Source organism: Flavobacterium sp. GL_143, assembly GCF_057834355.1.
This window is the reverse complement of record NZ_CM174401.1, coordinates 3,998,540-4,018,762: the sequence shown is the minus strand read 5'-3', so window position 1 is coordinate 4,018,762 and position 20,223 is coordinate 3,998,540. Positions and strand designations below refer to the sequence as shown.

The following is a 20,223-nucleotide window of genomic DNA, read 5'->3' as shown; positions in this document are numbered from 1 at the left end:
AAGGTATCAAAAGCTTAAAAATGGATAAATTGGCACTTATTTTGGGGGTATTTTAACATTATATGTTGTTGTGACCAGTTATTTTTTTTAAGCTTTATAAAAAGTCGTTTTGAAGTAAAGCCGGATTCTAATTTCTCCGATGGCACGAGTTTCCCCTTCGTGAATGCAAAGTTGTTTCACGGGTAATCCACAATAAAAAAAACTCCAGATTTCTCTGAAGTTTTGTTTTAGTAACAGGAAGTACTAAAATCGATATCCTGCACTTAGTCCAAATTTTGCAACAATAGTATGGTCTGTTTTATTTGCATTGAATAATAGGCCACCAAAACCAACATTCGCTTCAAAAAGAAATCCGGTTTTACTGACCCATTTCCAGCCTCCGCCGGCACCAAGAGCAAAATCAATAACATCGGGATTTTCGGTATATATTGAATGATCTTCTGAAGCGTATATTTTTTTGCCGTCTATTGAAGTCAGCATTCCAAATCCTTCAACAAACCAGCCTGATGCATATTTTTTACCAAAATATCTTCTGTAATACGGAGATATTGAATAGTTTAAATCTTCTTCATTCTTTGTATTGTCAAACACATAATAAAAAGAAAGTCCTAATGACGAATTATGATTTAAATGTCTTTCGTAACCAACCTGAAAAGATTGCCATAAAGGAGCAATTGCATTTAATTTAATTTCATTATTTTTCTGATATGAATCAGTTTCATTTTGAGCATTAGCAGAATAAAAGACAAACAAAATGATTAGTAGTAAAAAGTTCTTTTTCATAAAAAGTGATTTGAATTATTTAAATCCAAAATTCACATAAGAAAAGTTAGAAAAGGTTTCAAAAACTTAAAAATGAATAAATTGGTACTTATTTACTGGTATTTTTATATTCATTTGGTGTCTGACCAGTAACTTTTTTAAAGGCCTTATAAAAAGTCGTTTTTGAAGTAAACCCAGATTCTAATCCCATCGCTAGCAAATTGTAGTTTTCATATTCAGAATTTGAAATCATTTCCTTGACAGCTTCAACTCGATATTGATTAATGTAATTAGCAAAATTATCCTCTGTTATCGTGTTTATAATTTGTGAAACATATCCTGCGCTTATACCTAGCTTTTCAGCGACTTTTTCTCTGTTTAATGTACTGTCGGTATAAATGTGCTGCTCTTTACAAAGAAGTTCAAGTTTTTGAAAATAAAGATTCTCTGCCGTAATAGATTCTCTGCATTCTTCCGGGGTATTATTTTCTTCTGTTGGGCTTTTTTCTATAATTTGGATACTGGGAGACGAAACAGCTAAATTGGTATTTAAAAAATTATAGATGGCATCTTTGTTTTTGGCAAGCCTATATTTGTAAATGCCTATATAAGCTGTCCAGTGCATTATTAATGTTGCCAATATAGCCACCCCACTCATGGTAGAAGAAATATCTAATTGAAAAAACAGGCCAATCAAATAGGTAGTTAGCCAGATAAATAAGATCAAATACATGATAGTCAATAAGGTAATGACCCATTTTTTCTCTTGAGGATCTTTTAAATGCCTTATCATAAAATAAGAGTAAAGAGGTAGAAACAGGATGATGATAACGGCCAATAAAATCTGAATCAGCTGAAGTATAGTGATTAGGAACATGTAGGACTCAGGAATTTTATAAATTCCTGCTACATGATCAAGTTGAATTGTTATATTAAGAGTGCTGGCAAAGACAAATGGAATATAACACAAATAAATTTTTTGTTTATTATAAACCGCATCATCAATGCGGTTTATAATAAACAAAAATGTGAAAACAGGTAATAGAAATACCCAATCGATAGCATCTATAAAAAGCATTAAAGGATAGGATGTGAATACACCTTCAATTTCAAAAACATAATTTAATAAAACAATGGAAAGTGCAAATAGTAAGAAGGCCAGGTATTTATTTGAATTACTATTGAATATAGAAGACTTTAAAATAATTAAGCCTAAGACTACTCCCTGGAAAATCGCAATATTTAAAAGTGTTGTATAAATCAATTTTTTAATATAAAAGTTGTTTTTATGAGACGAATTTATATTAATACTGATGAATTTTCTTAGGGGATTAAGAAATGATTAACTAAAAGGCACTCTCCGAAGAGTTCTCATGCAAGCCTATGCAAATGTTTCCCGACTTCATGCCTGCAATCAGAATCAGACAATATTTTATAAATCTAAATAAACAAAAAAAGCTCCAGATTTCTCTGAAGCTTTGTTTAGTAACGGCAAGTATTGAAATATCTAACCAACTTATGAATTATTTTATAAGATTATTTATGAATAATTTATATTTCTTTCGTCAGCCTGTCTAATTCCCTTAATAAAGTGGGAAATCTAAATTCTCGAGCCATACTTTCAACTTTTGTAAATCCATCGTTTAAATCAATACCGATTGAAGTAATAAAAAGTTTTTTTTCATAAAAAGTAATTTGAATTATTTCAACCCAAAATTCACATAAGAAAAGGTTTCAAAAACTTAAAAATGGATAAAGTTGGTACTTATTTACTGGTATTTTTATATTCATTTGGTGTCTGACCTGTAACTTTTTTAAAGGCCTTATAAAAAGTCGTTTTTGAAGTAAACCCAGATTCTAATCCCATCGCTAGCAAATTGTAGTTTTCATATTCGGAATTTGAAATCATTTCCTTGACAGCTTCAACCCGATATTGATTAATGTAATTAGCAAAATTATCCTCTGTTATCGTGTTTACAATTTGTGAAACATATCCTGCGCTTATGCCCAGTTTTTCAGCGACTTTTTCTCTGTTTAATGTACTGTCGGTATAAATGTGCTGCTCTTTACAAAGAAGTTCTAGTCTTTGAAAGTAAAGGTTATCTGCCGTGATAGATTCCCTATATTCATCTGATATACTATTTTCTACAATTTGCATATTGCTATACGAAATAGCTAAATCTTCATTTAGAAAATTGTAAACCGCATCTTTGTTTTTGGCTAGTTTGTATTTATAGATACCTATATAAGCTGTCCAGTGAATTATGAATGTTGCAGATAAAGCCAGGATGCTCATAGTAGCAGAAATATCAAATTGAATAAATAAGCTGGTTAGATAGATAATAAGAAAAGCGAATAACAATGAAGTAACAATTGTTAATAAGATGATTATCCATTTTTTTTCCTCTGAATCTTTTAAATGCCTTATCATAAAATAAGAGTAAAGCGATAGAAATGGGATGAATGTAACGGCTAAAAAAAGATGAATCAGACCAAGTATATTGATTATATTGATGCCTGACTCAGGAATGGCATAAATTCCTGCAACATGATCGAGATCTTGTGCAATAGTAAGCACAGCGGAATAGGCAAATGGAATAAAACACAAATAAGCTTTTTGTTTACTTTTTACAGTATCATCAATCCGGTTTATAATAAACAGAAATATGAAAGAAGGGATTAGAAATACCCACTCGATGTGATCGATAAAGCGTAGAAAAGGATAGGGAGTAAATGCATCTTCAATCTCAAAAACATGATTCAATAAAATAATTGAGAGTGTAAATAGTAAGTATGCCAGATATTTATTTGAATTACTATTGAATATAGAAGACTTTAAAATAATTAAGCCTAAGACTATTCCCTGGAAAATCGCAATATTTAAAAGTGTTGTATAAATCAATTTTTTAATATAAAAGTTGTTTTTATGAGACGAATTTATATTAATACTGATGAATTTTCTTAAGGGATTAAGAAATGATTAACTAAAATGGCACTCCCTGAAGAATTCTCATGCAAGCCTGTGCTAATGATTCCTGACTTCATGCCTGTAATCTGAATCAGACAATATTTTGTAAATCTAAATAAATCAACAAAGCTCCAGATTTCTCTGAAGATTTGTCATAGTAACGGTAAGTATTGAAATATCTATTGATTTTTTTTGAGGATTATTATAGTATTTTAGCATGCGCATCCTATATGATTTATAATGAAAATTATATATTTGAAATAAAAAGGGTGCAATCATTATCACACATATAAATAAGTTGACAGTAATTTAAAACAGATATTATGACAAAACAGACATTTATAATCTTTCTTGGACTTTTGATGCTAAATTCCTGTAAACAAGACAATGTTGACTATGTTTTTGTGGAGGGTGGAACTTTTGAACAAGGTAAAAACCAATTCATCATTAGCCCAAAAGGAGATACAATAAATGGTTTTACAAGTCCACACCGAATGGTAGAGCTTGATGACTTTTACATAAGTAAATATGAAATAACTGTTAAACAGTTTAGAGAATTTTGTGAAAAAACTGGCAGAAAAATGCCTGAAGCACCTATTGAAAATGCACACGGAATAAAAGTATATTATAAATGGATAGATGAAAACCCAATGCTTGCAACTTGGGATGAAGCAAATGACTTTGCCAAATGGGCAGGAGGAAGATTACCAACTGAAGCAGAGTGGGAATATGCCGCTAAAGGTGGAAAGAAAACTAAAAACTACAAATATAGTGGTAGTAATAATCCAATCGAGATTGGATGGGTAAAAGAAAACTCAGACAGCATCTTTCATAAAGTTGGTCTACTTAAACCTAATGAACTAGGAATTTATGATATGACTGGAAATGTTGGTGAATGGGTTTTTGATTGGTATAATCCTGAAAAAGATAGTTTAGTAAGTACCAAAAATCCACAAGGACCGGCCGAAGGAGCTTATAAAATTTCGAAAGGAGTTAGTTGGTTTTACGAAACCCAAAGCACTGATGGAAAGCCATTAGAATATGGAATTCATATGCCGGAAGTTAGGTACCAATCTCCAAAAGGCACACGAAATGACGGATTTGGATTTAGAATTGCAAAAAATAAATAAAACTACCGCTAACAGTTACTACAACCGATTTGGACAATAGTCTTAATTGGGAAGCAGGTTTTATATTTGGGATGATTTCTTTGAAGAATAAAAAGAAGGCACTTTATTATGAAATATAAAACTATTGAAAAAATTAAATTCACTAATTACAAAATTATAGCTTAATTTTTTTCTTCTTTTGTTGATGTATCCACATTCATTTTATGTATCAAAAACATCAGGTAAAATAAAAATCCCTTTGATAATTTATAATGGAAAAATTATATATTTGAAAATAAATAGTATATAATACTTATCCTTTATATCTACCCAAATCCGGGTCGCTTTTTGTGGTTTTGTCACGCATATAAACAAGTTGGCTGCAATTTTCGGGAACCATAATAATACAAAATAAACCAAAAAAAATAAACCAAAAAAAAAAGATAATACAACATGAAAAAAAAAATACTCTTACTTCTTACATTATCCATTACAAATTTTAATTATGCTCAAAACATATTACTAGACAGTTTAGTTCGAAAGAATGGTTTCCCTTTCCAAATTGATAAAAATATTTCATTTCAGGGAAAAGGATGGGATGTTTTGCTAGATGAAATAAAACAATCTAATTCGGTTTTGTTGGGAGAAAGTCATTTTACAAACGAAATTCCTTATTTCACAAATGCTATTATCAATGAGGTTAAGTTTGATAACTATTTTCTTGAGGTTGATCCATATTCAGTAGATATAATCGAAACAAATATTAAATCTCTATCTGCCGAACAGCTTAATTCTTTTGTTAAAGAATATAGTACAAACTTTTCTTTTTTGGAGTTAGAACCCGAATTTAATTTGCTTAAGGATTTAGTTAAACGTAATACCAAAATACATGGTGTTGAACAAATTAGCATTTTTGCAGATCAAATGATAATTTCAAATTTAAAAGAAACTTCGAAAAATAAAAAAGTGATTGAGATATATGAGCAAATGCTTCATAATTCCAAACTACTTGCGTCTAAAGAAGGTCATGAAAAATTCTACCTATTATCCGAAGATTGCCTTCAAAAAATAGATTCGTTGTTGAAGTTAAAACTTTCTGACAATGAGCGAAAACAAATTGAAGCATTAAAGTTAAGTAGAGAGATTTATATTAATAGAAATCATCCCTTAAGGATTCAACTGATGAAAAGCATCTTGCTAAACCAAATGTCCGATTGGAAAAACAAAAAAAATCTTTTCAAGTTTGGTGCAGTTCATCTACCAAAAGGGGAAACCATATTAACAAAAACTGACATATATGATATAGGCAGCTTAATTTCTAATATTGAAGAAGCAAGTTGGAAAAAATCGTTACATATAATGCTTGTTGGAAAAGGAGAAGACGAAGAGGATAATACTAGTTTTAAATCTTTTCTAAATGTGTTAAAAGATGATCAATGGTACTGTTTTGATTTAAGACCTTTAAAGAAATCTATTTTACAAAACAAACTAAAAGTAGATGATATATACTTATCGAGAGTTATAAAGGGGTATGATTATCTTATTTATATTCCTAAAGTAACTAAAAGTAAAGAAATCTCGATAAAATAATAGGAAGATATTTTAATAAAAAAAATATGCAAGAAGAAATAACGAAACATTCAGAAAAAATTTATAAAACTGTGAAAAATTCAAAACATACATTGGGAGAGAAAGTGAAGGAAATCATTATAGAAATTTTTATAATCGTTTTTGCTGTAACACTTTCAATATCTTTACACAGTTGGAGCGAACACAGGCATCAACAAGAAGAAGTGACAGTGTTTCTTGAAAATTTAAAGAATGATTTGCAAAATGATGTAAAAAACATCGACATTGAAAAGGAAGCATACAAAAAGTCAAACATAAGCTATGAGAAAATTTTAGCACTAACACCTCACCAACTTGACAGTATTTATAAGTCTAAAAATAAAGTTGATTTTCCAATTTATTCGCATGGACCAAAAATGAATATTGGTAATTATGAAGGTTTTAAGTCTAGTGGTAAAATTGGCTATATTGAAGACGAAAAATTAAAACAGAAAATCTTAAATTATTATCAAATATATGTACCGGCAATTAACGAAGTCGATAAATATTATAATGATTTTCTGTTTAAGTGTTTTGATAAAATGATAGAAAATGCGGATAAATCAGAACAAGAGTTATATTCAGACCCAAAATTTAAAAAGACAATTGAATTTCTTGTAAAACTAGGTAAGAATAATATAAGGGTTTACGACAAAAATACAAAACCACTAACAATTGAACTTATTAAAGAAATTGAAAAAGAGTTGAATAAATAAAAAATGGCATACAACCGCCGTTTGACAATGTGACGGGTTTAGCCTTAATTTGAAGTTGGGGTTAATTGGAATGATTAGCAAATATAATGAATGAGTTTAATTTAATTTCAAGCCCGCTGTACTAGAGGGACGTTATAGGCAATCTTAAATAAACGAAAATTACTTGATATTTGTTACTTATTGGAATGGATGAGAAGTCGGGAGACTTCTCATCGCAATCGTGGCAATAGGAACACTTCGGAGAGCAAGTGGCATTACTGTAAAGTAAAAATAGAATTAAAGGTAAATCCTGTAAGATAAATTTAAGGACGAAACAATTTCAAATTATTTAAATTTAATAAATCTAAAACCTGAGGTGAAACTTTCAAATCGGATCGAAACTTTAAAACACCTTTTATGAAATGTCTTTGTAATTCTTTTGCATTGTGTATTGAAAATGGAGTATTGAATATAATGGCTTTATAAATTATTGTGTTTGTAGCATTATCGAAATAATATACACAAATATCAAGACTTACATCTTCACCCTCTGATAAAACTACATCATAATTTTTCGGATCGGGATTTGGAGATAAAGACTTAAAAGTTAGAGATTCAATAACTATTTCATTATCATAATGGTGCAAACCATTATAATCAACTATTACTTTGGTAATTTTATTTTTTCGGATAGTAATTGTATGCTTTACTATGGCATATATCAAAAAAGATAGCAGTAAAACAGATAGCACTACAGAATAAAATTTAAATATAACAGATAGTTTTTCAGATTCAATGATAACTACCTCTGAAATAATTATTCCTAAAATTGTACTCACAAAAATAAATGCTCCTAAAACCTTTACTATAAAAGTAATTTTATTTGATTTTAATGATTCAATTTCCGAAAATTCATTATTCTGAAAATCCATTTTTTGTTAGAAGTTAGAAATTAAACATTATAGCTTTTGGAGTAAATTTAAGAAAGATAAATTTATTATTCTATTCATACTTACTCAAATCTAGATTAAGAATATTGCCTACTCTGCTAAACTCTTCATTAATCTTTGCATTCAAGATTAGTTGTTCGTTTTTTATTGGATGATTAAAGATTAACTGATGTGCGTGAAGCATCATTCCTTTCAGCTCATAATTCTCCAACCATAATTTATTTTGCTTGTTACAACCATGTGGACGGCTTCCTAAAATGGGATGAAAAATATGTTTGAAATGTTTTCGTAATTGATGCATACGTCCGGTTTCAGGAATCGCTTCTACCAAACAATATCGTGAGGTTGGCTTATTATTAAACTCTAACTCAACTTCGGCATTTTGCAAACGGTGAAAGTATGTTATTGCATTTTGTTTAATGTCATCGTCATTTATTAAATCATAATCAATCGTTAGTTCTTCGGGTGACCAACCACGTAAAATTGCTAAATATTTTTTTTCAACTTCGCGTGTAGCAAAACGATCATTCATAATTTTCAAAACCTCCTTATCCAATGCAAATAACAAGACCCCAGATGTTTTTCGGTCTAACCGGTGAATAGGATAAACGTGTTGCCCTCCTATTTGATTTCTCAACTCCTGAATGGCATAAACTTTTGCATCGCGGGCATAAAATGATTTGTGAACCAGCAATCCACTTGGTTTATTAATTGCAATAATATATTCGTCTTGGTAAAGAATTTCTAACATTTGGCAAAAGTAAAAGAGATTTCGATTAAAATCACTTTTATGACTTATTTGTTTATATCCTTTTCTTTTTTATTCTAAATCGAAAAACATAATAAAAGATTCCATTTCAAGAAGTGCCTATTGAAATTGCGTCTCTAACTCTCCGAAGTGTGCATGTCTCCTGACTTCACACGTACAATCTTTATCAAGTAAATAAAAAAAGATAATAACAGCGGTTTAACAATATTAGAGTTTTGGCTTAATTTAAAGTTAATCGTGCCTTTTAAGATTTGTGTTTAACGAAAAAAAAAACTTAATTTAGTCCCAAGCCTGCTGCAGTCCTAGAATATTAGGTATTAACACAACATCGCTAGATCAAAACAAAACTCGACAAAAAACAGAAATGAATACAATCGAAAAAATGATTATCGACAATATGATGAAAGGTATTGTCGAAGTAACAAAAAATGACTTAAAAAATCATATCGGAGAAACCGCATATTCTGAATGTGAAATTCAGGAAGGCTATCACGATTATCTCAAAATTCAATTCAAAGGACAGAAGATAGGACTGTTTATATACGATTTCGATTGGGACAAAACTCCTTACTTTAAACTCGAAATTTCAGAACCCATCGATAATCTGTCGAAAGAGAATCTTATTGACAATGTAATTCCTATTCTGAAACAACAAATTTCTGATTTCTTTTTTGACAAAGCCAATCAGCCAATGTTTAGGTATTGTATTAAGGTAATTTTGGAATTTGAATATAAAAGCGGTTCATACAAGGAAACATTTTTCATTGAAGATGAAGAACGAAAATTAGAGCTTCAGAAACGGATGAACAATTATATCACAAAAGTTATTTACAATCTCGATAGAAAAGTTAAGGATGCAAGAGAAATAACTGTGTTTTCGGGCAACCTAGTAAATTTTAATTTGATGGGTTTTTCACCAATGAAGCTTATTGAAATAATAGAACACTGTTTAAATCACACTTTCAAAGACATTAAAAACAGAAAATCAAGCGAAGATTTCGAACGAAGTATTTTGCATATGCTCAACAACTGGGTAAAAGACGAATTTAAACCATTGCATTTCGATATTTCTGGAAATTTCTCTGAAAAAAATGCAATCAAAAATGATTTTAAGAAAGAAAATGTAAACGCCGAACAACTTTCACTTTGGGTTTACACTTCCTTTTTGAGGATTAAATTTAAAGATTATGCTCAAGACGCGCTGAAAAATTTAGAAATAGCAAGCAAGGATTTCGGTTCTGAAACTGCAAAAAAATATCTTAATTTCGGCACAGGACTATTTGCCCAAGAAGATATTCATTATATAGACAAAAATATAGAATGTAAAGCCAATGATGTTTTTTCTACAATTTCCGTTACTATCAAAAACGAAACTTCGGAATGCTACCAAAAGGCTTTAGATTTTATAATCAATCTACTTCAAAAAGGGTTTCCCAACAGTTACTCTATTAAATTTTCTTCAAAATCCGAAAAACAATTTTTACCAATTAAAGGAATTGCAAAATCTTCTACCAACAGATTTTTTACCAATTGTTTGCAATATCCCGAACTACACGATAAAATCGAGCAATATGCATTGGTTGCTATGAAAGAATTTGAATGGTATAATGACGTAGAAGAAGGCGAAAAAAGCTGTTTACCTGGAAGTTATGCCGTATTTGGGTTGGGATTGACTTCTGAAAAATATTTTCCATTAGTTCGTAAATATTTTAAAATATTGGACGATGAACATCAAATGGTTCATAAATACTTTATTAATAACCTAATTGACAAATATGAAGTTACTAAAAAATCAATCGTTCTGATTTGTGAAGGTATCCTCTCTGCACAGTTTGAAATGACTTATAAAAACCTTGCAACATTGATGAATAAAGAACCAAATTTAGAACTTTTAATTAACGAGTTGGAAAAACTCGAAAGTTATGAGGTTGAAGAGATTATTTATTCTATTTGGGGAAGAGATTATACAAAAACAATCCTAAAACTTGATTCACAATTAAAAGAATTGTTGCTTGAACAACTCAAGAAATAGCTACTACAGCAAACATCGGTTTGGTAATATGGTGTCTGAAGTACTTCTATGAAGTATTTGTACAAGGCTCAAAAGCAGGAATTCTATTAAACTTCAAGATACTTTACTGCATAAAAAAAGCTCCAGATTTCTCTGAAGCTTTGTCTTAGTAGCGGGAAGGATTCAAATATCTAACTAAATTCTAAAAGATTATTATAGTATTGTCAAATGCGTATCTTAATGATTTATAAAGAATAAATTATAATACTTATCATATATATACCCCAATTTGGTAGTTTTGTATTGTTTTGTCACACATATAAATAAGTTGTACTCTAATGTATAAAAATCTAAACCTAAGCGTAAATGACAGAAAAAGAACAACAAGCAATAGATAATATTAAAAAAAATAAATGGTGGATTTTAAATAGACAAGATCGTTTTGAATATAACGGGACAATTGTTGAAGATGGTCAAAATCCTAATGAAATAGTATTTCTAAGTCTATCCTCTAAAAAAGAAATTGATGATAATTGGTTGGAGAAAATTGGGCAAATTACGAGTTTAGAATCTTTGCACATTGATTCAACTTCAATTACAGACAACGGAATCTCTCATTTAAGCAGTTTGAAAAATTTGAAAAATTTAAACCTTCGAGGGACTAGAATAACGGATGATTCAATTATGGCTATATCTTCTTTAGAGAATATTAATTATTTATGGCTTAACGACACCTTAATAAAAGGTCAAACTTTAAATTATTTAAAGAATTTACCACTTTTGACTAATTTGTTTTTAGGAGGAACAGAAGTTAATGATGAAACTCTTATGAATATTAAAGATCTTAAAAACCTCGAATATTTACAACTCTTTGACACAAGTGTAACCGAAAAGTCATTTACATTATTTAAAAATTTACCAAATTTAAAATCATTAGATATAACCAGGACGAAAATTTCTGAAGAAAGCGCCGAAAATTTAAAAGTCCAATTACCGAATCTCTTTATCCACATTCAAGATTGGTAAAAAACAAAAGCATACAATAGCGTAATTGTCTTAATGAAATATTGGTTTTGTATTTAGGATGATTTGACAAATCCGAAGAGTGGACTTAATTTAGTCCTAAACTTCATGTAGTACCAGAACGTTGGCGATAAATTTAAAAGATACCAAACAATGAACATAGCAGTTTTACTATTTGACGACTTTGAAACCTTAGATGTTTATGGGCCTGTAGAAGTTTTTGGACGACTTGAAGACTTATATACTATTAAGTTTTATTCGTTAAATGGTGGGCAAATAAAAAATAAACATGGAGTTTCTGCCTTGACTGCGAAATTGGAAGATGTTAACGAGGACTTGGAAATTTTTATAGTTCCTGGTGGCTTGGGTACAAGAAAAGAAGTTGAAAATAAATTACTCATAGATAAAATAAAAGAAATATCAACATTCAGCAAATTCGTGTTGACGGTTTGTACAGGAAGTGCACTACTAGCAAGGACTGGACTTTTAGACAATAAAACAGCAACTTCAAATAAACGAGCATTTGCTTGGGTAATTACAAATGGGACAAATGTAAATTGGAACAAAAAAGCACGTTGGACAATTGACGACAAATATTATACATCATCGGGTGTAAGTGCTGGAATAGACATGGTTTTGGGTTTCATAAGTGACCAACACGGAATTGAATTTGCAAGACGAATTGCATTTGAAATAGAATATAATTGGACAGAAGATAAAGACAACGACACTTTTAAAGTAGAATAAAAACCATCCTGTTGGCGTGAGCGTCCCGCTCGTAAACGCGACGAGATATTGACAAAAAGGGTTAAAACAAAAAAGCTCCAGATTTCTCTGAAGATTTGTCTTAGTAACGGGAACAGGACTCGAACCTGTGTCCACCGTGGCGGATATGAGCCCAACGGAGTTAGAATTTAGAAATTAGATTTTTAATAAACTCCCTTCCAATTCCGGATTTTAGATATTTTTCTCTTTTCATAGCTTCGGATTTAGAACTAAAAAATTCAACATGAATTACTTCCCAAGGTCTGAATTTTAAAGTATATCCTTTTGTTTCAAGAAAATTGTGGGATTTAAATCTTTCAATTAAATTAGAATTATAACCAGTATAATTTTTATTAAACTTTTCTGAATATAAAATATAAACAACAAATTCATCCATGATAAAAAGCATAAAAAAAGCTCCAGATTTCTCTGAAGCTTTGTCTTAGTAGCGGGAACAGGACTCGAACCTGTGTCCGCCGCGGCGGATATGAGCCCAACGGAGTTATAATTTAGAAATTAGATTTTTAATAAACTCCCTTCCAATTCCGAATTTTAGATATTTTTCTCTTTTCATAGCTTCGGATTTAGAACTAAAAAATTCAACATGAATTACTTCCCAAGGTCTGAATTTTATAGTATATCCTTTTGTTTCAAGAAAATTGTGGGATTTAAATCTTTCAATTAAATTAGAAGTATAACCAGTATAATTTTTATTAAACTTTTCTGAATATAAAATATAAACAACAAATTCCTCCATGATAAAAAGCATAAAAAAAGCTTCAGATAAATCTGAAGCTTTGTCTTAGTAGCGGGAACAGGACTCGAACCTGTGTCCGCCGCGGCGGATATGAGCCCAACGGAGTTATAATTTAGAAATTAGATTTTTAATAAACTCCCTTCCAATTCCGGATTTTAGATATTTTTCTCTTTTCATAGCTTCGGATTTAGAACTAAAAAATTCAACATGAATTACTTCCCAAGGTCTGAATTTTATAGTATATCCTTTTGTTTCAATAAAATTGTGGGATTTAAATCTTTCAATTAAATTAGAAGTATAACCAGTATAATTTTTATTAAACTTTTCTGAATATAAAATATAAACAACAAATTCCTCCATGATAAAAAGCATAAAAAAAGCTTCAGATAAATCTGAAGCTTTGTCTTAGTAGCGGGAACAGGACTCGAACCTGTGACCTTCGGGTTATGAGCCCGACGAGCTGCCTACTGCTCTATCCCGCGTTGTTTCGGGTGCAAAGATACGTAGTCTTTACGGTTATACAATGAAAAAAATGAATTATACCCGATAACGCTGATTTGCAACCTTATGCACAAACGTTTATCTCATCCTAGAATAAGTTTACTTATTAAACTTCAAGATACTTTACTGCATAAAAAAAGTTTCAAATAAATCTGAAGCTTTTTTTAGTACGGGAAGCATTCAAATATCTAACCAGATTATCTTAGATTATTCCAGTATTTTAGCATGTACATCTTAATTATATTTTGCTTTTGTTTGCATAACCACACATATAAGTGCCAAAAAGTATCTATCAAATTAAAAGTCTGTTTGAAAATTTGTAGTGAATATATATTTGAAAATAAATAATGTGTGAAATTTATCACACATATCTACCTAAATTTGGATAGCTCTGTGTAGTTTTGTCACACACATAAGTAAGTTAGTACTAATTTTATAAAAATGAAAAGACATATTATTGTAATAATTTCTCTGATTTTGTTTTCTTGTAATGGTCAGCAATTGAAAAATCAAAACGCAATTGTAAACCAAGAAAATTTAAAAAACGAGAAAATGAAAAATTATGCTTATTTAAAAGATATGTATGCTGATTCATATTTCCCAAAATTTCTTGTTGACAAAGTGAAAACAATTCTTATTGAACTATGCATTGATATTGAAAAAACATCGCCGAAAAATCTTGACAAACTTTATAAGTTAACACATACAGCGACTATAAAAATAAATGATTTACAAAACGAATTCTTTGAGCAAAACAGCGAAATTGAAACTGGTGCTAGAGAATCGATTGGGGCAGACTTTGACTTTATAGCTAAAGCATATGGATTCAATGCTGATGTAGAAGAACTGATTGCTCCCAGAGAATGGTAAAAAACGCTAACAGCTACAACTACGGATTTAGGCAATTGGCTTACTGGAAAGTTGATTTTGTATTTTGGAATGATTTGGCAAAGCAAAAAATAGGGCTAAATTTACTCCCAAACCCTCTGTGTAGTAACAGAATGTTAGCTAAAATTTAAAAATAAGCTTTGTGGAACAATTTGATATTATATACGATTTTGGAATTTTGGAAGTAATAAAAAAATCATGGTTTGTGGTTATACCTGCATTTATTTATTGGATAGTAATTAATGCAATCCGAGATAATGGAAATGAAGAAGGAAGTTTTATTCAGAATCTATTCCTACAAAACGAAAGCTTCGATAACACAAAAGCGCTAATAATAAAATATGCTTCAATAATCATTTTTGCTTTTCTGCTCGTTATGCAAACAATTAAAATATACCAAACTTACAGCAATTTGAATTATGAATTAAAATCAGTCGAAGGTTATGTAAAAAACTTTCACGGAATGCCATCTTCAGGACACGATACAGAAAGATTTAATGTTAAAAACGTAGAATTTGAATTTTCAGATTATGACTTAAGTGACTTTGGCTATAATAATGCAAAATCAAGAGGTGGAAAGATAGATGAAAATATCTACATCAGAGTGCATTATTATCAATCAAAAGATCGAAATGTTATAATTAAGTTGGAAAAGAAAAAGTAAAATTTCAGCTAACTGGCGTTTGGCAAGATTTCGAATTATGTGGTAAATTCACGTTTATATTTCGCAAGAAATTTTATCTTTATCAGAAAATAACAAGAGTTGCTTTCTATGAATTTCTTCGCTATCGCTCGGGTGGTAAATCCGAGAATAGGACTTAATTTACTATCAAATCCTCAGTAGTACTGAGACATCATGTGTCATGCTTTCACGACCACTTGCCTGACAAAAATAATTATTAAAAAATGAATGAATACTTAACAAAATATAGTGACATATTCTCAAATTTCATAAAACAAAACCCAGAATATTTTTATCTGTCTATTTCTGCTATTTCACTTTTATTTTTTATAGGGAGTATTAGAAAATGGGATTGGATTATAAATAAAAATGGAAATTATTATGAAAGAGGAATGTTCTTTTGGATAAATATTTTTGGTGAAAAATTAGTGAGACTTTATATTACAATACTATCAGCAACTGTAACTATAATATGTTTGATTATATTTTTTTATTATAAATCATTTTGAATACCCGATAGCACGGATTTGCAATTCGTGCCTCAAACGTTTGTCTCGTCCTAAAATAAGTTTACATATTTATTTTACCCTACTCCCCGAAGAGTTCTCATGGAAAGCTGTGTGAATGTCTCCTGACTTCGTACCTACAATCTAAAGTAATTAAACAAGAGTTGCTTTCTACGCATTTCTTGCGTAATTATCTTTGCGTTCCTTCCACTTCGCTCAGGATGACAGACGAAAAAATTACTGCATAAAAAAAAGCTCCAGATTTCTCTGAAGCTTTTTGTCTTAGTAGCTGGAAGCATTCAATTATCTAACCATATTATCTTGGATTATTACAGTATTTTAGCATGCGTATCTTAATTTTTTTTAGCTTGTTGTTTGTTTTACCACTCATATAAATGCCAAAAAGCATCACTCAAATTAAAAAGCCTTTTGAAAATTGTAGTGAAAAAAAAATATATATTTGAAAATAAATATAGTGTGAAATTTATCACACATATCTACCAAATTTGGAGGCTTTGTGTGGTTTTGTCACACATATATATAAGTTGGTGGCAATTTTGCGAAACATCTCACCTACATTAATTAACAAGAAATAAAAAATGAAATTAACAATTACAATCGGACTTCTTTTAATTGCACATCTTACATTTGGACAAGACAGAATTCAAAAAATTGACAGTTTACTCAATTCTCTTTATTCAAAAGAGAAAATCAATGGAAATTTTCTAATTGTAGAAAAAGGAAAAGTTATTTATAGCCGTAGTTTTGGACTTGCAAACGAAACAACAAAAGATAAATTGAACGAAAATTCGATTTTTGAATTGGCATCTTGTTCAAAGCAGTTCACAGCTATGGGGATAATGATACTTAAAGAAAAAGGGAAGTTGAATTTGGACGATGACGTCAGGAAATACTTACCCGAACTTTCTTTTTATAAAGGTATAACTATAAGAAACTTATTAAATCATACTGGAGGTTTACCAGACTATATGCAGCTTATGGATAGTTTATTTGACAAATCTAAAATTGCCACTAACAAAGACATAATAAATATATTTAGTAAACATCAACCAAAAATATTATTTGAGCCAAATACTAAATGGGAATATAGCAACACGGGCTATGCACTATTGGCATCAATAATTGAGAAAGCATCGGGTTTGACATACGCTGACTATCTAAAAACAGCTATTTTCCAACCGTTGAAAATGAAAAACACCTTTGTTAACAATCGTAGATTATCGCCAAAGAAAATTGACAATTATGCTTTTGGTTATGTTTACTCAGATAGTTTGAAAAAATATGTTTTACCAGACGAATTGAAAGAAACTAAAATTGTTATTTGGCTTGATGGTGTTGTTGGAGATGGATCAGTTAATTCAACTGTAAAGGATTTATTGATTTGGGATAGAGCATTATATACCAATAAATTACTCACAAAAGATGGAATGAAAGCAGTTTTTGAATTAGCAACTTTGAAAGACGGAGCTAAAAGGAATTATGGTTTTGGTTGGGGAATTGAAGAAAATGCTGATTTTGGAAAAATTGCAAACCATGATGGGGGTTGGCCAGGTTATGTAACTTTTATCGATAGACATATTACAAATGATAAAACAATAATAATACTTCAAAATCACAACAACGTTTCAATTCCTTCTAAAGCAATTAGAAATATTCTATATAATAAACCATTGCCTGTGCAAAAAATCAGAAAAGAAATTAGTATTACTACTGAAGAACTTCAAAAGTTTGTTGGGACTTATGAAGTTGAAAAAGATTTTGAAATCAAAATTTCATTAGATAAAGACCAACTATTTTCACAATTGACAGGACAAAAGGTATTCCCGATATTTGTAGAAAGTGAAATGTTATTTTTCTACAAAGTAGTAGATGCACAAATTCAGTTTGAAAAGAGCGAAAAAGGAGAAATTTCAAATTTGTTTTTATTACAGAATGGAAAGAAGATAGAAGCAAAACGGACGAAATAAATACCAAACCCAATGTAGTACCAAGACGTTAGCGAAAAGATAATAAAAAACAGAAAACTAAATGAAATTTAACATTGAAACTATTTTTATTATTTTATTATTCTTTGGTTGTTATAAATTCATTTTGAAAGGTCATCTGAATTTTATAATAAGCGAAGGTATAAAGTTAAAAGATATAACAAATTTTAAAGGAAAATACGTTTGTACAGGAGGTTACAAAATGAAAAATGATACAGTTATTTCAAAGTTTGAAATAGAGTCAAAATATTCTTTAGTAGCAATTAAGTTCAAAAATGTTTCTAACGATTTTAAGTTGAATTATCATTCAAATTCTGGTTGTTCTACTTCTGGCTATTTTTCTGTTTTTAGCGCTTCAGAAGTGTATGAAATGTGTTTATCTCCATCAGTTTTCAAAAATGATTGTAGAATCAATGTTATTGATTTTATATCTGATTATGAAATTAATTGTCAAATTAACAATGATACAATCAAAAGTTTTAGTTTGAGTTTTAATGAATTTGTAATAAAAATTAATAATCAAGTTGATAAAATTCTAAAATCAGATAGAATTGCATATTATGGATTGAAAAAATTAAGTGCAAATTTTTTGTTTTATAAAATTGAAGATGAAATTTATCTATTCATAATGACTCCTCTTAAAGGTAAAGATATCCTTGAGAATGATAGCTTATATAATTATTTATTTCCTGTCTCGTAACGAAACCCTGCTCCCTGAAGAGTTCTTATGGAAAGCTGTGTGAATGTCTCCTGTCTTCTTAACCACAATCTAAAGCAATCAAACAAGAGTTGCTTTCTACGAATTTCTTGCGTAATTATCTTTGCGTTCCTTCGACTTCGCTCAAAATGACAGACGAAAAAATTACTGCATAAAAAAAAGCTCCAGATTTCTCTGAAGCTTTTTTGTCTTAATAGCGGGAAGCATTCAATTATCTAACCACATTATCTCGGATTATTATAATATTTTAAAATTCGCATCTTAATTTTTCTCTTCTTTTTGTTTTCATAGCTACTCGTATAAATACCAAAAAGCATCAATCAATTTAAAATGCCTTTGATAATTTACAGTGAATAAAAATATATATTTGAAAGTCGAAAATAGATAATGTGTGAATTTATCACGCATATAGAACAAAATTTGGATTGCTTTGTGTGGTTTTGTTACACATATAAATAAGTTGGCAGATATTTTGATAGAAAAAGGATTGAGATTAACATTAAATTTTAAGGAATGAAAAGTGAAGATGAGTTAAACGAGTATCAGCAAGGCTTTCTAGATACGTTAAAACAATTATCAGAAGAGGAAAATAGATTAAAATCAACATCAACGTATAAAATTTTAGACGAATTGTCAGATGTGTATGCTGAACTTGGTGTTGGAAAGGGTACTATTAAGAGTTTAGAAATTACTTCTAAAAGTAACTTAGCTACTGAGCAATTTAAAGATTTAGTTGATATATATTTTCACATACACAAAATGCTAATCAAAACTCGGAAAGATAAAGCATTTGTTGATGCAATTGAATTTATTGGTGCCAATTTTAATGAACAAGCTTTAGATTATATAGAAAGTTATGCTTTCAGGGATTGTGAAGAACAGATGTTTGCATTAAAATTTCTTTTATTTCAAGCGTTTATAGAGGACAGAAAACAATTAATTTTTCAAAAGATAAGAAATGCTTTCAATAATTTCGATGAAAACACTAAAGAGTTTGTAAAAGAATATTCAGCTTTGTTGTTTCCAAATGAGAGATTAGAATTTGGTAGAAATCAAACAATTTCACCTAAATATAATTTTACAGAAGAAGTTCTAATAAAAAAATGGTGGGAATTTTGGAAATAAAAAACGTCTGCCAACACTTGCTATAAGAGAACTGGGCATTTGACTTGATTTGAAAATGGTCTTGTACTTGGAATGTTTAGGCAAATCCGAAAATAAGGCTTCATTTAATCCCCTGCTGGCACGAGCGTCCCGTTCGTGAACAAAACATGGACAAACATATCAAAACGAAAAAAACTCCAGATTTCTCTGAAGCTTTTTGTCTTAGTAGCGGGAACAGGACTCGAACCTGTGACCTTCGGGTTATGAGCCCGACGAGCTGCCTACTGCTCTATCCCGCGTTGTTTCGGGTGCAAAGATACGTAGTCTTTACGGTTATACAATGGAAAAAATGAATTATTTTTAAATAAAATTAAGTACTAAACTAAGTACACTACTTAATT

At 30.0% G+C, this 20,223-nt stretch carries 20 protein-coding genes and 2 tRNA genes; 12 read left to right on the top strand and 10 right to left on the bottom strand.

The features are described from left to right. Window positions 1-243 precede the first annotated feature (243 nt). From AC3IPI_RS17145 to AC3IPI_RS17135, 3 genes are all read right to left on the bottom strand, one after another. Window positions 244-783 (bottom strand): DUF3575 domain-containing protein, encoded by a 540-nt coding sequence (locus AC3IPI_RS17145; RefSeq protein WP_489154382.1) that lies wholly within the window; start codon window positions 781-783, stop codon window positions 244-246. Window positions 784-871: 88 nt separating this feature from the next. Further along, a complete protein-coding gene (locus AC3IPI_RS17140; RefSeq protein WP_489154380.1) occupies window positions 872-2,026 on the bottom strand; it encodes a helix-turn-helix domain-containing protein in 1,155 nt (384 codons plus the stop codon). A gap of 501 nt (window positions 2,027-2,527) precedes the next feature. Continuing rightward, on the bottom strand, window positions 2,528-3,664 hold the full coding sequence (locus AC3IPI_RS17135; protein ID WP_489154378.1) for a helix-turn-helix domain-containing protein: 1,137 nt from the start codon (window positions 3,662-3,664) through the stop codon (window positions 2,528-2,530). 389 nt (window positions 3,665-4,053) lie between these two features. Here AC3IPI_RS17135 and AC3IPI_RS17130 point away from each other — a divergent pair, with 389 nt between their 5' ends. The 3 genes from AC3IPI_RS17130 to AC3IPI_RS17120 all read left to right on the top strand — a co-directional run bounded on the left by AC3IPI_RS17130 (window position 4,054) and on the right by AC3IPI_RS17120 (window position 7,163). Then, window positions 4,054-4,860 carry an SUMF1/EgtB/PvdO family nonheme iron enzyme gene (locus AC3IPI_RS17130; protein ID WP_052250207.1) on the top strand — a complete coding sequence of 269 codons (807 nt, stop codon included), beginning with the start codon at window positions 4,054-4,056 and terminating at the stop codon, window positions 4,858-4,860. Between the two features lie 432 nt (window positions 4,861-5,292). Then, complete coding sequence (locus AC3IPI_RS17125; protein WP_489154375.1) at window positions 5,293-6,429, top strand: hypothetical protein; 1,137 nt, start codon at window positions 5,293-5,295, stop codon at window positions 6,427-6,429. A 26-nt stretch (window positions 6,430-6,455) separates the two neighbouring features. Continuing rightward, window positions 6,456-7,163, top strand: a complete 708-nt coding sequence (locus AC3IPI_RS17120; protein ID WP_409416476.1) for a DUF6090 family protein — start codon at window positions 6,456-6,458, stop codon at window positions 7,161-7,163. A 302-nt stretch (window positions 7,164-7,465) separates the two neighbouring features. Here the strand turns inward: AC3IPI_RS17120 and AC3IPI_RS17115 are convergent, their stop codons facing one another. Then, window positions 7,466-8,074 carry a hypothetical protein gene (locus tag AC3IPI_RS17115; RefSeq protein WP_489154373.1) on the bottom strand — a complete coding sequence of 203 codons (609 nt, stop codon included), beginning with the start codon at window positions 8,072-8,074 and terminating at the stop codon, window positions 7,466-7,468. 70 nt (window positions 8,075-8,144) lie between these two features. Then, complete coding sequence (locus tag AC3IPI_RS17110; RefSeq protein ID WP_039120602.1) at window positions 8,145-8,843, bottom strand: pseudouridine synthase; 699 nt, start codon at window positions 8,841-8,843, stop codon at window positions 8,145-8,147. 382 nt (window positions 8,844-9,225) lie between these two features. On the opposite strand from AC3IPI_RS17110, the gene AC3IPI_RS17105 reads away from it, so the two are divergent. The 3 genes from AC3IPI_RS17105 to AC3IPI_RS17095 all read left to right on the top strand — a co-directional run bounded on the left by AC3IPI_RS17105 (window position 9,226) and on the right by AC3IPI_RS17095 (window position 12,642). After that, window positions 9,226-10,893 carry a DUF6138 family protein gene (locus tag AC3IPI_RS17105; protein ID WP_489154370.1) on the top strand — a complete coding sequence of 556 codons (1,668 nt, stop codon included), beginning with the start codon at window positions 9,226-9,228 and terminating at the stop codon, window positions 10,891-10,893. A 345-nt stretch (window positions 10,894-11,238) separates the two neighbouring features. After that, window positions 11,239-11,898 carry a leucine-rich repeat domain-containing protein gene (locus tag AC3IPI_RS17100; RefSeq protein ID WP_489154368.1) on the top strand — a complete coding sequence of 220 codons (660 nt, stop codon included), beginning with the start codon at window positions 11,239-11,241 and terminating at the stop codon, window positions 11,896-11,898. A gap of 150 nt (window positions 11,899-12,048) precedes the next feature. Next, window positions 12,049-12,642: a DJ-1/PfpI family protein gene (locus AC3IPI_RS17095; protein WP_409416469.1), complete on the top strand. Its 594-nt coding sequence runs from the start codon at window positions 12,049-12,051 to the stop codon at window positions 12,640-12,642. A gap of 160 nt (window positions 12,643-12,802) precedes the next feature. On the opposite strand, the gene AC3IPI_RS17090 is transcribed toward AC3IPI_RS17095, so the two are convergent. The 4 genes from AC3IPI_RS17090 to AC3IPI_RS17075 all read right to left on the bottom strand — a co-directional run bounded on the left by AC3IPI_RS17090 (window position 12,803) and on the right by AC3IPI_RS17075 (window position 13,899). After that, window positions 12,803-13,057: a GIY-YIG nuclease family protein gene (locus tag AC3IPI_RS17090; RefSeq protein WP_489154366.1), complete on the bottom strand. Its 255-nt coding sequence runs from the start codon at window positions 13,055-13,057 to the stop codon at window positions 12,803-12,805. Between the two features lie 105 nt (window positions 13,058-13,162). Continuing rightward, window positions 13,163-13,417 carry a GIY-YIG nuclease family protein gene (locus AC3IPI_RS17085; protein WP_489154364.1) on the bottom strand — a complete coding sequence of 85 codons (255 nt, stop codon included), beginning with the start codon at window positions 13,415-13,417 and terminating at the stop codon, window positions 13,163-13,165. A gap of 105 nt (window positions 13,418-13,522) precedes the next feature. Further along, window positions 13,523-13,777, bottom strand: a complete 255-nt coding sequence (locus tag AC3IPI_RS17080; RefSeq protein WP_489154362.1) for a GIY-YIG nuclease family protein — start codon at window positions 13,775-13,777, stop codon at window positions 13,523-13,525. Between the two features lie 49 nt (window positions 13,778-13,826). Further along, window positions 13,827-13,899 (bottom strand) — tRNA-Met (locus tag AC3IPI_RS17075). Window positions 13,900-14,359: 460 nt separating this feature from the next. Here AC3IPI_RS17075 and AC3IPI_RS17070 point away from each other — a divergent pair. The 6 genes from AC3IPI_RS17070 (at window position 14,360) to AC3IPI_RS17045 (ending at window position 19,843) form a co-directional block, all read left to right on the top strand. Then, entirely contained in the window at window positions 14,360-14,788 is a 429-nt protein-coding gene (locus tag AC3IPI_RS17070; protein ID WP_489154360.1) for a DUF5713 family protein, read from the top strand. Between the two features lie 160 nt (window positions 14,789-14,948). Further along, window positions 14,949-15,470 (top strand): hypothetical protein, encoded by a 522-nt coding sequence (locus AC3IPI_RS17065; protein ID WP_489154358.1) that lies wholly within the window; start codon window positions 14,949-14,951, stop codon window positions 15,468-15,470. Window positions 15,471-15,712: 242 nt separating this feature from the next. Further along, window positions 15,713-15,997, top strand: a complete 285-nt coding sequence (locus AC3IPI_RS17060) for an immunity 17 family protein (RefSeq protein WP_489154356.1) — start codon at window positions 15,713-15,715, stop codon at window positions 15,995-15,997. A 596-nt stretch (window positions 15,998-16,593) separates the two neighbouring features. Continuing rightward, on the top strand, window positions 16,594-17,982 hold the full coding sequence (locus AC3IPI_RS17055) for a serine hydrolase (RefSeq protein ID WP_489154354.1): 1,389 nt from the start codon (window positions 16,594-16,596) through the stop codon (window positions 17,980-17,982). A 61-nt stretch (window positions 17,983-18,043) separates the two neighbouring features. Next, a complete protein-coding gene (locus AC3IPI_RS17050; RefSeq protein WP_489154352.1) occupies window positions 18,044-18,700 on the top strand; it encodes a hypothetical protein in 657 nt (218 codons plus the stop codon). 531 nt (window positions 18,701-19,231) lie between these two features. Beyond that, on the top strand, window positions 19,232-19,843 hold the full coding sequence (locus tag AC3IPI_RS17045; RefSeq protein ID WP_489154350.1) for a hypothetical protein: 612 nt from the start codon (window positions 19,232-19,234) through the stop codon (window positions 19,841-19,843). A gap of 205 nt (window positions 19,844-20,048) precedes the next feature. Here AC3IPI_RS17045 and AC3IPI_RS17040 read toward each other — a convergent pair. Next, window positions 20,049-20,121: transfer RNA gene (locus AC3IPI_RS17040), tRNA-Met, on the bottom strand. Between the last annotated feature and the right edge of the window lie 102 nt (window positions 20,122-20,223).